The organism is Sneathia sp. DSM 16631 (assembly GCF_014892235.1).
Classification (GTDB): Bacteria; Fusobacteriota; Fusobacteriia; order Fusobacteriales; family Leptotrichiaceae; genus Sneathia; species Sneathia vaginalis.
This window is the reverse complement of sequence record NZ_JADBHL010000018.1, coordinates 1-13,695: the sequence shown is the minus strand read 5'-3', so window position 1 is coordinate 13,695 and position 13,695 is coordinate 1. Positions and strand designations below refer to the sequence as shown.

Annotated in this window: 16 protein-coding genes; 5 read left to right on the top strand and 11 right to left on the bottom strand. The window is 29.9% G+C overall.

Annotated features, from left to right (window positions below):
• Positions 1-68: 68 nt before the first annotated feature.
• From IMK15_RS05990 to sufC, 8 genes are all read right to left on the bottom strand, one after another.
• Positions 69-755 (bottom strand): AAA family ATPase, encoded by a 687-nt coding sequence (locus IMK15_RS05990; RefSeq protein WP_319016686.1) that lies wholly within the window; start codon positions 753-755, stop codon positions 69-71.
• Positions 756-858: 103 nt separating this feature from the next.
• Positions 859-1,308, bottom strand: coding sequence for a thioredoxin family protein (locus IMK15_RS05985; RefSeq protein ID WP_046328311.1), 450 nt, complete (start codon positions 1,306-1,308; stop codon positions 859-861).
• A 15-nt stretch (positions 1,309-1,323) separates the two neighbouring features.
• Entirely contained in the window at positions 1,324-2,013 is a 690-nt protein-coding gene (gene dapD, locus IMK15_RS05980) for a 2,3,4,5-tetrahydropyridine-2,6-dicarboxylate N-acetyltransferase (RefSeq protein ID WP_046328310.1), read from the bottom strand.
• Positions 2,010-2,447, bottom strand: coding sequence for a Fe-S cluster assembly sulfur transfer protein SufU (gene sufU, locus IMK15_RS05975; RefSeq protein WP_192942245.1), 438 nt, complete (start codon positions 2,445-2,447; stop codon positions 2,010-2,012). Before sufU ends, dapD begins: the two co-directional genes overlap by 4 nt.
• The gene (locus IMK15_RS05970) at positions 2,444-3,646 is read right to left on the bottom strand and encodes a SufS family cysteine desulfurase (protein WP_192942244.1); all 1,203 of its coding nucleotides are present in this window, start codon (positions 3,644-3,646) and stop codon (positions 2,444-2,446) included. Before IMK15_RS05970 ends, sufU begins: the two co-directional genes overlap by 4 nt.
• Positions 3,646-4,698 (bottom strand): SufD family Fe-S cluster assembly protein, encoded by a 1,053-nt coding sequence (locus IMK15_RS05965; protein ID WP_192942243.1) that lies wholly within the window; start codon positions 4,696-4,698, stop codon positions 3,646-3,648. The genes IMK15_RS05970 and IMK15_RS05965 overlap by 1 nt, the downstream gene beginning before the upstream one ends.
• A 9-nt stretch (positions 4,699-4,707) precedes the next feature.
• A complete protein-coding gene (gene sufB, locus IMK15_RS05960; RefSeq protein ID WP_192942242.1) occupies positions 4,708-6,117 on the bottom strand; it encodes a Fe-S cluster assembly protein SufB in 1,410 nt (469 codons plus the stop codon).
• An 8-nt stretch (positions 6,118-6,125) separates the two neighbouring features.
• On the bottom strand, positions 6,126-6,860 hold the full coding sequence (gene sufC, locus IMK15_RS05955) for a Fe-S cluster assembly ATPase SufC (RefSeq protein ID WP_046328305.1): 735 nt from the start codon (positions 6,858-6,860) through the stop codon (positions 6,126-6,128).
• 191 nt (positions 6,861-7,051) lie between these two features.
• Here sufC and IMK15_RS05950 point away from each other — a divergent pair, with 191 nt between their 5' ends.
• The 5 genes from IMK15_RS05950 to IMK15_RS05930 all read left to right on the top strand — a co-directional run bounded on the left by IMK15_RS05950 (position 7,052) and on the right by IMK15_RS05930 (position 11,317).
• Positions 7,052-7,666: a hypothetical protein gene (locus tag IMK15_RS05950; RefSeq protein WP_192942241.1), complete on the top strand. Its 615-nt coding sequence runs from the start codon at positions 7,052-7,054 to the stop codon at positions 7,664-7,666.
• Entirely contained in the window at positions 7,663-8,397 is a 735-nt protein-coding gene (locus IMK15_RS05945; RefSeq protein ID WP_226869232.1) for an ABC transporter permease, read from the top strand. Before IMK15_RS05950 ends, IMK15_RS05945 begins: the two co-directional genes overlap by 4 nt.
• The gene (locus IMK15_RS05940) at positions 8,372-9,052 is read left to right on the top strand and encodes an ABC transporter ATP-binding protein (protein WP_192942239.1); all 681 of its coding nucleotides are present in this window, start codon (positions 8,372-8,374) and stop codon (positions 9,050-9,052) included. Before IMK15_RS05945 ends, IMK15_RS05940 begins: the two co-directional genes overlap by 26 nt.
• Positions 9,049-9,981 (top strand): ABC transporter substrate-binding protein, encoded by a 933-nt coding sequence (locus IMK15_RS05935; protein WP_192942238.1) that lies wholly within the window; start codon positions 9,049-9,051, stop codon positions 9,979-9,981. Before IMK15_RS05940 ends, IMK15_RS05935 begins: the two co-directional genes overlap by 4 nt.
• A gap of 214 nt (positions 9,982-10,195) precedes the next feature.
• The gene (locus IMK15_RS05930) at positions 10,196-11,317 is read left to right on the top strand and encodes a YadA C-terminal domain-containing protein (RefSeq protein WP_192942237.1); all 1,122 of its coding nucleotides are present in this window, start codon (positions 10,196-10,198) and stop codon (positions 11,315-11,317) included.
• Positions 11,318-11,333: 16 nt separating this feature from the next.
• Here the strand turns inward: IMK15_RS05930 and msrA are convergent, their stop codons facing one another.
• From msrA to IMK15_RS05915, 3 genes are read right to left on the bottom strand one after another with little or no spacing between them, the layout of a single operon-like run.
• The gene (gene msrA, locus IMK15_RS05925; RefSeq protein WP_192942236.1) at positions 11,334-12,191 is read right to left on the bottom strand and encodes a peptide-methionine (S)-S-oxide reductase MsrA; all 858 of its coding nucleotides are present in this window, start codon (positions 12,189-12,191) and stop codon (positions 11,334-11,336) included.
• Entirely contained in the window at positions 12,191-13,327 is a 1,137-nt protein-coding gene (gene nagA / locus IMK15_RS05920) for an N-acetylglucosamine-6-phosphate deacetylase (protein ID WP_192942235.1), read from the bottom strand. The genes msrA and nagA overlap by 1 nt, the downstream gene beginning before the upstream one ends.
• Positions 13,328-13,330: 3 nt before the next feature.
• A complete protein-coding gene (locus tag IMK15_RS05915; RefSeq protein ID WP_349017965.1) occupies positions 13,331-13,591 on the bottom strand; it encodes a Fic family protein in 261 nt (86 codons plus the stop codon).
• Positions 13,592-13,695 lie beyond the last annotated feature (104 nt).

The following is a 13,695-nucleotide window of genomic DNA, read 5'->3' as shown; positions in this document are numbered from 1 at the left end:
TTAACTCCTGCTTCTTACAGAAATCAATCCTTATTAGTAAGTTAAATTATTTGTCCAACTTTTTGGGGTCAGTACAAAATATCTCTTTTTTCTTTATCAGCTATAGTAAAATCTTTACTATTTTCAATAAAGGAAATTACAGGTTTTGGCATTCCACCTACTAACATATATTGCTTAAAAACAAGCATTGCTCTTTCATGAAGATTTTTTTCTAAAGCTTTTTTTTGAGTATAACAATTCTTAATATATTCAAATAAATTTTCTTCTCCTAGTGCTACACAAAATTCTTCAAAATCTAGTGGATACATATTAATACTTCGTTCTTCTGATGGTATTACAATATCTTTAACATTTTCTCTAATAGAAATTAATGAACCTGTTTCTAAATAATCATACCTTCCATCTTTAACTAAATATTTAATACTAGCTCTAGCTAAAGGGAACATTTGAACTTCATCAAAAATTATTAGAGTTTGTCTTTCATAAAATTTAACTCCATAATGCACTTGTAAAAACATAAATAGAGTGTCTAAATCATCTAAATATTTCTCAAAATATTCTTCTATCTGCTTATTCTTTTTTGCAAAGTCTATTATAATATAGCTTTTATACTCTTTTTTTGCAAAATACTCACATATAGTAGACTTACCTATACGTCTTGCTCCTTCAATTAATAAGGCTTTTGTTCCTACACATTCATTTTTCCATTCAAGTAATTTATTATATATTTTTCTTTTTAAAATCAACGCTATCACCCAACATATTATACCATATTTTCGGATAATACGCACTATAAGAAATATGAATTTTTAGGATAATACGCAGGTAAAAATAAAAGTGCCAAATCTTTTGACACTCTTATTCACTTTTTAATGCATTTAATAATACCTTGATTATTAAATCTGTGTATTTACCTTCTCTATACTCTTTTTTTACTTCATCCGTAACTTCTAATTCACTAGGATATTCTTCTAGTATCTTTTTAATCTTTATACCATCTACCCTAAATACACAAGGTATCCTATTATCACTAGATAGCATATTCAACTTTCCAAAGTTCTTTTCTCTTGATAGGTATTCAACATTAATACCATTGGGATTTAATGCTCTAATTCTTTCAACTATTGCAACCAATATTCTACAATCTGGGCAAAATGGTTCTGCAAATATTAAAAGATTTTTTTCGCTTGATATACTTTTAATAATATCTGTATACTTGCTTGATATATTTATTTCTTTTAACATTTGTACTTGTTTTTCTTTGTCAGAATCACTGCCAAATTTTAAATATTCTTCATAATTTGTCATGATTGTTCTCCTATACTATCTTAGCTTATCAACTAATTCTGTCTTACTTTCAGTTTTTTTATCTTTTTGTTTTAGTATTTTAGCAGGCATTCCAGCAACAACTACATTTTCTGGAACATCTTCAGTAACAACTGCTCCTGCTGCTACAACAGAACCTTTTCCTACTCTAACACCTTCTAATACAACAGCATTAGCTCCTATTACAACATTATCTTCTATTACAACAGGTTTTGCACTAGGTGGTTCAATAACACCAGCTAAGACTGTACCAGCTCCTATGTGACAATTTTTACCAACTTGAACTCTACCACCTATTATTACGCCCATATCTATCATGGTAGCTTCTCCAATTTTTGCCCCTATATTCACAACAGCACCCATCATGATAATAGCTCTATCTTCTATAGTAACTTTATCACGGATTATTGCACCTGGTTCTATTCTTGCATTAACCTTTCGTATGTCTAATAAAGGTACACCTGAATTACGTCTATCATTTTTCAAATGATAATTCTTAAGACTATTTTCTTTAATAATTTTTTCTATTTCTTCAACATCTCCATAGATAAACTTTAAGTCCTTACCTATTACTTTACATGAATAAGTATTACTTATATTTTCATCAGTTATTAATTCACATGGAGTTTGCTTTTTAGCATTTGCTATAAAAGAAATTATTTCTTCTGATTTTTCCTTTTCAGTCATTTAATATTTTCCTTTCCTAGTATTACCTCAAAACTATGCCAACTTAATGTTGCACATTTTACTCTTGCTGGCATATCACGAACATATTCCATTAGTACGGCATCATTTAAAAGACTAACATCTCCATCTTTATGATCTTTCATCATTAAAAAGAAATTGTCTATAATCTTCTTAGCTTCAACTAATGTCTTACCCTTAATATCATCTATCAACATAGCTGTAGAAGCTGTTGAAATAGCACACCCTGACCCTATAAACGACGCATCTAAAATCTTATCATCTTTAATTTTGATTAATAAGGTTAAGTCATCTCCACAGCTAGGATTATGACCCCTTTCTACATAAGTAGGTTTATCAATTTCTTTTTTTAAATCTGATCTTTTATTGTATTCTAGTATAGTTTGCTGATAAATTTTGTCTATATCTTCTATCATAATTTAAAAACCTCTTTTACTTTTTCAAGTCCTTCTATCAATGCGTCTATATCACTAGATGTGTTATACACATTAAGACTAGCTCTACAAGTTGAATTTATCTTCATAAATTGATGTAGTGGTGCTGTACAATGTTGTCCAGAACGCACAGACACCTTGTATTTATCTAGTATAAAGGCTGTATCATGCGAATGAACACCTTTAACATTAAATGCAACCACTGGAACTCTATCTACATTTTCTGTATAATATGTTTCAACAAAATCTAGTGTCTTTAGTTTGAATAAAAGTTCTACTAGTAGTTTATTCTCAATATCTTCTATCTTTTTAAAGCCTATTAGGTTAATATAGTCTATTGCACGTGATAATGAATATATTGCTGCACTATCTAGTGTTCCACCTTCAAATTTTGTTGGAACTTTTGCATATGTTGAATATTGTTCTTCAACATATTCTATCATATCTCCACCGTAAATAAAAGGAGGCATCTTTTCTAATAGTTCTTTTTTAGCATAAAGTACTCCAACACCAAAACTAGAATACATCTTATGACCAGAAAAAGTCATAAAATCAACATCCCATTTAAAAACTTCATGTTTAAAATGTTGTATAGATTGAGCACAGTCAAGTAATACCAACGCATCATATTTATGAGCATAATTAATAATTTCTTCAAAAGGTTGTATTATTCCTGTTGTATTCACTACAGAAGAAAGTGCTACTATTTTAGTATTCTTATTAACCTTATACTTAAAATCTTCCATATCAACTTGTCCATACTCATCCAAGTAAAAGTATTTTATAGTACAAGAAGTAACTTTTTTTACAAACTGCCATGGCAATATATTTGCATGGTGGTTTGAAACACATAAAAGTATTTCATCACCAGGCTTTAAAAATGATAAACCGTATGAATATGCAACCAAATTTATTGCTTCTGTACAATTTTTAGTAAATACTACTTCTCCATTATCCCTTGATCCTATAAACTCCTTTACTTTTTTTCTTGTATTTTCTACTATTGATGTATTTATCATAGATAATTCGTATGATCCACGACCTGCATTAGCATTAAATGTTGTATAGTATTCATTCAAATTATCAATAACACATCTAGGTCTTTGAGTAGTGGCACTACTGTCCAAATAATGTATATCCTTCTTATCAAAAATCGGGAAATCATCTCTTAAATTTTCCATTATAACATCCTATTATTAATTTCTTTAAACATTTTTTCTTTAATATCTTCAAATTCTATTCTTTCAAATATTGGTCTAAATGAAGATTCTACTATAATCTTCTTAGCTTCTTTAGAATTGAAACCTCTTGACATTAGATAAAATAGTCTATCTTCATTAACCTTACCAACAGATGCAGCGTGTGCTCCTAGCACATCATCTTCATCGCATAACATTGCAGGGATAGAGTGTATTTTAATAGTATCATCTAATAATATAGAGAATTCTCCTTCACTTGCACGTGATTTGCTACATCCTCTATAGAAATATATATTACCTCTAAATATCTTAAGCCCATGATCTTTTGTTGCACCCCTACCTTCAATATTTCCTTCATTTTTCTTACCATGAAATAACATTGAGTATTCAAAATCTGCTTTTCTGTACCCATCTACAAGATACGCTGGTACAAAAAGTACATTTGAATTTTCTCCTAAAAATCTAGCCTTTGCTGCAACAGCATTTACCTTTGATCCTAATTCTAAATCATAATATTCTAAATTTACATTGCTATTTACAACAAAATCAGTTTGAGTTAAATTCTTTGATTCTCCATTTAAATTTTGTAGGTTAATAAGTTCTAAGTTTGAATTATCTGAAAGATTAACTCTTACATATCCATTGTGATAATGATTAGAACCATCAGTTGATTCATATAGTAAAAGTATTTTTGCACTAGCATCTTCTTTGATATTAATATTTATACCATTAATTAAGGTGTCAGATGCTTTTGAAATATCAAACTTAATAGCTATCATCTTTTCTGTTTTTTTAGATATATCTATACTCAAACTATGATTTAATCTTTGCTTGTTTTCTACTTCATAATATTCACCTAAACCCCTATATGGTTGTGGTCTTTCGTCAGAATATTTTGTAATAGTTATACCTTCTTGATCCATATTCAAAAACTTAAGGTTATCTAAAATATATTCTTTTTGTTCTATAGTTTCACTAGGAGTGTAGTCTAATCTTTTCCAGTATGGTCTTTTCATTTCTTCATATTTTTCCATTTTTTCCTCCTAACCTATAGTTCCTTCAAGTTCTATTTCAATTAGTCTATTTAATTCAACTGCATATTCTAATGGTAATTCTTTTGAAATTGGTTCAACAAATCCACGAATAATTAAAGCCCTTGCTTCATCACTTGTTAAACCTCTTTGCATTAGATAAAATATTGCATCATCTGATATTCTTCCTATTGATGCTTCATGCCCTATATCTATATCATCTGTATTTGAAACTATCATGGGTATAGTATCAGATTTAGATAAGTTATCTAACATTAGTGATTCACATTCAGCTGTAGCCTTAATATGTTTGACACCTGGAACAACTTCAAGTAAGCTTCTATAACAAGCCCAACCACCATTTTTTGATATACTCTTAGACTTTACTTTAGAACTAGTATTTGATGCTGCGTGTATTACCTTACAACCTGAATCAAGATATTGTCCTGCTGATGCAAAAGTAACACCTGTATATTCAGATCTTGATCCTTCACCCTTTAAAATACTTAAAGGATAAAGCATAGATACCTTTGATCCAAATGAACCTGATATCCATTCTATAACCCCATCATCATCTACTATAGCCTTTTTAGTGTTTAAGTTATACATATTTCTTGACCAGTTTTCTATACTAGAATATCTAAGTCTTGCACGTTTACCTATATACAATTCAACAGCTCCTGCATGCACAACATTCTTGTTATACTTCGGTGCAGAACATCCTTCTATAAAGTGTACATCTGCATCATCTTCTACTATTATTATCGTATGTTCATATTGTCCTGCTTCTGGAGCATTTAATCTAAAGTATGATTGTATTGGTTTTTTAACCTTAACACCCTTAGGAACATAAAGGAATGTTCCACCAGACCAAACAGCAGCATGAAGTGCTGAAAATTTATGATTATTCACTGGTATTAATTTCATAAAATGTGATCTTATCATTTCTGGATACTTTTTAACTGCTGTTTCTATATCTGTATAAATTACTCCATCTTTATCTAATTCTTTTTCTAGATTATGATATACAACTGATGAATCATATTGTGCTCCAACACCACCTAAGGATTTCTTTTCAGCTTCTGGTATACCCAATCTATCGAATGTGTTCTTTATATACGAAGGGACATCGTCCCAGTTGTCTGACATTTGCTTTGCATTAGGTTCAAGATAATTTACAATATCGTTAATGTCAAGATCTGATAAATCTGCACTCCATGTAGGCATAGGCTTTTCATTAAAAACTCTCAACCCTTCAAGACGTATATCTAACATCCATTGAGGTTCATTTTTTTTCTTTGATATTTTTCTTACAATTTCTTCATTAAGTCCCTTACCTGTTGTATAACCTGCATCAACCTTATCCTTAACATCATATATCCCTCTTTGTATATCAGCAACATATGTTCTTTTTCTTTCCATATTAGCCCCTATTTCTTAAATTCTTCAAATCCATTTTCTTCAATATATTTTATTAATTCCTTACCACCATTTTTCTTTATTTGACCATCAACCAATATGTGTACAAAATCTGGTTGTAAGTACTCTAAAACTTTATCATAGTGAGTTATTATTATCATTGATGTATCATCATTTTTTAATGTACGTAGACCTTCAAATACAGTCTTTGTAGCATCTCTATCAAGACCTGAATCTGCTTCATCTAATATTGCAACTTTAGGTTCTAGTATCGCCATTTGTAATATTTCATTTTTCTTCTTTTCTCCTCCAGAATAACCAACATTTAAATGTCTTGAACAGTATGAAGGATCAATGTTTAATTTTTTCATTGTTTCAACTAAGTATTTATGAAAAAATGTAAAGTATTGCTTTTTACCTGTAACAGCTTCCTTAGCCGATCTTAAAAAGTCTTCTAATGTAAGTCCAGGAATTTCTTCAGGATATTGGAATGACAAAAAAATCCCAGCACGTGCTCTTTTATCTACACTTAAATCTAGTATATTTTCCCCTTCAAGATAAACCTCACCCTTAGTAACAGTATAATTTGGGTGACCAACTAATACACTTGCAAGTGTTGACTTACCTGCACCATTAGGTCCCATTATTACATGAATTTCACCTTTATTAATTGTTAGATTTATCCCTTTTAGTATTTCTTTGTCTTCAACTTCAGCATGAAGATCCTTTATATCCAGCAATTTCATATTTATCTTCCTTTCTATTTGTAATATTACAATTAATTATATAATTTATTAATTTTATTGTCAAACTAAATTAAGTGCCAAAATATGCTCAATCCCTTTAAAAACAAGGGTTAATTTAACGTAAAATATATTTGACATACATTGACTTACAAATCTTCTTATGGTATACTTTCTTTACTATTTGGAGGTTTATGAAAAAATATATTTTACTTAATCCCGTCATACTTAAATCATATAATTTATCTAGTCTAAAAAAAGAAATCAATAGATTAGGATTCATCCTAGTCTTCCCCGAAAAAAATCACACTGAAATTGTTAAGAATAAGTATAAGGAATTATTGCTTAAAGAAAAAGGCACTATAATCGATCAACGTTGCCCACTAATTGTAGAATATTTCAAGAAAAATGGTCTAAACGTTAAGTTCCATAATATAGAGCCTATTTTAATTCACATTGCAAGAGAAATATCTAGTAGAATCGATCTTAAAGATGGATACAAGTGGATAATTACGCCCTGTATTGCTTTAAAGAACTATGGTAATACTCTTAATCTTAAAAACACGTCCTTTCTAACATGGGACGAATTTTGTAGTGAGTATTCTATTAAAACAAAAGGAGAAAAACTAAGTAATAGCCCTATACCTTTTGGATTTTTTTCTTCTATAGAAAAAAATTGTATTTCAATAGAAGAAAAAGACTTAAAAAATATATCTAATGAAAAAATTAAAAATATACGATTAATCGAAGGACTTTATTGTCACAATGGTTGTCATAATGGAGATGGTGTAAAATGCATAGGAAAATGAAGGGAGTATTATCTTTAGTTACTCTTTTACTAATATATCATTTATTAACTGTATTTAAGGTATATAACCCTTATGTACTACCTCCACTAAAAGATATATTTTTTAGCCTTATAGAACTCATAAAAGATAGAAGCATATTTTTTAATGTAGCTATAAGTCTTAAAAGAGTGTTTTTAGGTTTTTCTATTTCTTTCTTACTTGCAAGCTCTATTACAATACTAGAATATATTAATAAGAGAATTTCATCTTACTATGATTGGTTCTTGCAATTTATGAGAAATATACCACCGCTTAGCCTTATTCCACTTTTAATTCTTTGGTTTGGAATAGGTGAAGCTCCAAAGCTCCTTATTATCATTCTTGCATCCTTTTTCCCAATGTATCTTAATTTTCAAAAAGGATTATCAAGTTGTGATAAAAAATTAATTGAAGTTGGATTAGTTTTTAAGTTTAGCAAAAAGAAGATATTTTTTAAAATTATTCTTCCTAATGCTGTTCCCGATATTTTGGTTGGATTAAGACTAGGTTTAGGCTATAGCTATCGTGCGATAATAGGGGCTGAACTAATTGCAGCAAGTCAAGGATTAGGATATATGATCAATTTTGCAAAGTCTATGGCTAGAATTGATATAGTTATTGTTGGTGTTGTGATTATAGGGCTATTGGGTTATCTTTGTGACTACATTTTTAAGAGGTTAACTATTTATGATAGAAATAAGAGATTTAATTAAAAAATTTAATGACCATTATGTGTTTAATAACCTTAATTTAGACATAGAAAGTGATAAAATCACTGTTATTCTAGGCAAATCTGGTTGTGGTAAGACAACATTACTTCGCCTTATTAGCAACCTTGAAAAATATGATTCTGGAAGTATTAATACTAATAACTTAAAGTTTTCATATGTTTTTCAAGAACCAAGACTATTCCCTTGGTTAACAGTTTTTGAAAATATACAAGCTATAACCAACTTACCTAGTGATGAAATATATAGGATGATACGTATGGTGGATTTAGAAAAATTTAGTAATTCATATCCAGATGAATTGTCTGGTGGTATGAAAAGTAGAGTTAGTTTAGCTCGTGCTTTTGCATACAAGCCTAATTTTCTGCTTATGGATGAACCTTTTTCTAGTTTAGATGATTTTACAAGGGTAAAGATGCAAGAGGAATTACTCAAACTATACAACAAAGAGAATGTTGGTATTCTTTTTGTAACACATAATATAGATGAGGCGTTGACGATTGCAGATAAAATCATAGTATTAAAAGAGGGAAAAATATATTCTTCATATAATATAAATAGCAAAAAACGAGATTTATTGGATTTTGAGTTTACAACTTTAAAACGAAAAATCCGTGATGATATTTGGAGGATTCAATGAAAAAGATTTTAACTATATTTGCTTTATCATTATTCATGTTTTCATGCTCTGATAAAACAAAATCAAACTTTAGTACAAAAGATTTAACAGTTACTTATGTTACAGCTCCATTAAATGTACCTTCTATTATTGAAAAAGAAAATTCTATTCTAAAAAAACATTTAAATGGTGTAGATATTAAATATGCAGAAATTACTAGTGGTGCTGACCAAAGTCAAGCATTAGCATCTGGTTCTGTACAAATATTAAACGCTATTGGTGGTTCTTCTGTAATAGCAAGTGCTGCTAATGGTGCTGATATTAAAATATTAGACATATATTCACGTGCACCAAAGGCATTTGCACTATTCTCAAAAGATGCATCATTAAATAGTCCTGAATCTTTAAAAGGTAAAACTATTGCAGGTCCTATGGGAACTAATTTACACGAATTACTTGTTTCATACCTAAAGAGTAAGAACTTAACAACAAATGATGTTAACTTTGTAAATATGAGTATACCTGATGCACTAGCTGCACTTTCTTCTGGAAAGATAGATGTTGCACTTCTTGGTGGACCTGCTTCATACAAGGCAGAAAAAGCAGGATTACATAAAATTACTGATGGAGAAGGATATATAGAAGCTCTTATCTGTGTTGCAACTACACAAAAATACTACAATGAACATAGAGATGTAATAGACGCCTTCTTAAAGGCACAAAAAGAAATTCTTGAATTTATGGAAAATAAGCCTGAAGATACAAAACAAATAGTATGTAAAGCATTAAAACTAGATGATGCAGCTTATACTACTATGTTTGGTCAATACGACTTTAATTCTAAAGTGTCTGACAAGGACATTGAAGGCTTACAAAAAACTGCCGATTTTATGTTTAAGAACAAGATGATTAAAAAACCAATAAATGCAAAAGACTTATTAATAAAGTAATGAAGGACAAGATTATTCTTGTCTTTTTTTTGGTTTAGTTAAAAAAGTACAGTTTCATTTAAGATAGTATCTTTCAAATAAAAATTGCATAAATAAATATTAAGTTAAATATTTAATAAATATTTAATTAAAAATAGTTTTTTTTTTTTTTTTTCACGATAAAATACATTTGGATATTTACAAATATCACATTTTAATGATTAAAGGAGAAAGTATGAGAAAAAAAGTAATATTTTTTGTATTATTATTAAGTTTTATATCTATGGGTGATGGGAGTAAGCCTCCTATAAATGGTGCTAGTCCTAATGCGAATAATACACCACAACAGTATGCTGAAGAAGCAAAAGCAAGTGCTAAAAAAGCTGAAGAAAGTGCTAAAAAAGCAGAAGAGATTGAAACAAAAGTAACTGGAATTAATAATGACTTCAATAGAAAAGTAGACGAAACTAAAAACACTATAAAAAATGAAATTAAACTTTCTGTAGAAAACGATATTAAGAAAGCTAAGGAAGATGCTATTACTGAAATAAAGGAAACCACTCAAGAAAAGATTCCTGAATTTATAACTGAACTAAAAAAACAATCAGATGAAGCAAAAGAAAAATTTAATGGAGATATGAATAATATTAAAACAAATTTAACAAAGGAATTAACAGAAAAAACTAATAGTGCTAAAGAAGAAATAACTCAAGCAGTTACACAAGCTACTACTACTGCTACTGAAGCTAAAGCTTCTATAGACACAGCTAAACAAGAAATTCAAACTGCTACACAAAAAGTTAATGAAGCTAAGACTTCTGCGGAAAATTTCTCTAAAACTGCTGCTACTAAAGCTGAAGAAGCTAAAACTGCCGCAGATACTGCTACACAAAAAGCTAATGAAGCTAAAGCAGATGCCGATAGAGCTATCCAAACTAAGAATGAATCATTATCAATTGCTAATAATGTTAAAGATGACCTTGCTAAGTTTAAGGATGAATATACTGCTAAATTAAATGCGTTAGATATGAAAACTGATCTTGCTTTAAATGGATCTGCTGCTGCAATTGCTATTGGTAATTTAGGTTCTATTAGTTCTAATTCTAATAGACAATTTCAACTAAGTGCTGCTTATGGTTTCTTTGGTGGTAAACACGCTGTTGCACTTGGATTTAGTGGTATTAGTAATAATGATAGATTTACTTATAGATTATCTGGTGCTGTAACTGGAAATGGAAATCTTGCATTTGGTGCTGGTGCTGGTATTCTATTTGGTGAAAAGAGAAATACTAATGCTAACTATGAACAATTGAAAAAGGAAATCGAAGAATTAAGAAGAATGATAAATAATAGATAAAGGGGGTCCAACCCCCTTATTTTACAAATTTCATATATTCCTCGTATCCTCTTTTTTTCATATCCTCATAGGGTATAAATTCTAGGCTTTTACCATTAATGCAGTATCTAAGTCCTTGTTCTTCGTTAAATACATGTCCTAGGTGGTTATCTCCACTTTTACTTCTTACCTCAACTCTATCCATTCCATATGAATGATCTTCTAAATAGTCAACACTATCACCAATGGGCTTTCTAAAGCTTGGCCATCCACAACCTGCATCAAACTTATCTTTAGATGAAAATAGAGGTTCTTTTGTTTGTTTATCAACATATATTCCGTCCCTATTTTCCTTATTTAACTCACTTGAAAATGGTCTTTCTGTATTGTTTTCCTTCATTATACTATAGCTTTCTTCATCTAAATTTAAAAGACTAAGATCAACATGACAGTATCCATTAGGATTTTTATCTAAGTAATCTTGATGATAGTCTTCTGCTAGTATGAAGTTTTGTAATGGCTTTACTTCTACAACTATACCACCAAATTTATCTTCATAATATCTATAGACATTATCTATCATATCTTTATCATTTTCATCAGTATAATATATCCCTGTTCTATATTGCCTTCCAATATCCTCACCTTGTCTATTAACACTAGTTGGGTCTATTATTCGAAAGTAATGTAACAGTATTTTTCTTAAACTTATTCTTTTTTCATCATATTCTACCATTAATGTTTCTGCATGATCTGTACTTGAAACTCTAGTGTAGTCTGTATCCTCTGTTTTACCATTTGCATAACCTACCTTTGTATTTACTACACCATCTATCTTCTTAAAATATGCTTGTGTTCCCCAAAAACAACCTGCTGCTAAGTATATTTTTTTCATTATATTTGAAATTCTCCTTCAACCATAGTATTTATTATTTTATAGTCATCTGTTATAGCGACTAAATCTGCATCATAATTTGCCTTTATATACCCTTTTCTATCGTCTATTCTAAGAAGTCTTGCTGGATTAGATGTACAAGCATTTATGGCATAATTAAATGGAACTTGTGCTCTTTCAACAACTACTTTTAGTCCGTCTATTATTTTTAGTATAGACCCTGCTAAGGCTCCTGACTCTCTTCTTGCACTTCCATCTTCACTAACAATTACCCTTTCTCCTCCTAAATAGAAGTCTGTACCCTTAAAGGCTTTAGCTGACATAGAATCACTTACCATAACGGCATAATCAGGCCCTTTAGACATAAAGAATATGTTTATAACCTCAGGTCTAATATGTATACCATCACATATTATTTCAGAATAAACATCCCTTATTCTTAGTGCAGCTCCAACTTGACCTGGATTTCTATGATGCAATCCTGTCATACCATTAAATGTATGAGTTAATAGTTTAGCACCATTTGCTATACCTAGCATTGCTTCATCATATGTTGCACCACTATGACCAACACTAACTACTACACCTTTACTTGATAATTGTCTTGTTAATGCATAATCCTTATCTTTTTCAACTGCTACTGTCATTATTAATATTAAATCTTTACATGCACTTTGGAATCTACTAAACTTTTCTAAGTCTGGTTCTACTATGCAATCTTGTGGTTGTGCTCCCTTATGATTTACATCTAAAAATGGTCCCTCAAAGTTTATACCTAATATCTTAGCTCCACTTTTTTGACTTTCTTTAGCTTCTAAGATAGTCTTTGAAGCTTTTTTTAGTACTTCTTCAGTTTGTGTTACAGTTGTCGGACAAAAAGCTGTTACACCTTCACTAGGTAAGTAATCTGCCCACTTATGTATTTCTTCTAAACTTGATACATTAGCTTCTACATTTACTGCTCCATGTGTATGTATATCAATAAAGCCTGGAACTATTCTATTGTTTTCAAAATCATAGTCCACTTTCATGTCTTTATTATATTCTAATATTCTTTTTATCTTTTTATCATCAACTTCTATTATTGCAGGTATAAAGTTATTTGCAATCCAGATCCTTTTACTTCTTATTAACATTCTTTACTCCTCATATTCTATTTCAAAATAGTCAAGATATTCTTTAAATTTATCTTGAGCAAATTTACAAGTTTCTATCAAATACCCTTTTTCCTCTTTCCACATTAAAAGACCTCTATAGTAGTTAATTTTTATGTTTTCGGTAATAATAAAGGGAACTATATTATTTTTTAAACATTCTTTTAATATAATTAATCTACCAACACGTCCATTTCCATCTTGAAAAGGGTGTATGGTGTGAACTACCCATAGTCTAAAGCCTATGGGCTTCCTGCTTCGCTGACCTTGTACCCTACTATCTCCACAGGCGTTAATTCGGGTAGTCCCTACCCTATATTTTTTTTATTACGCTATTTGTCTTAATCCTT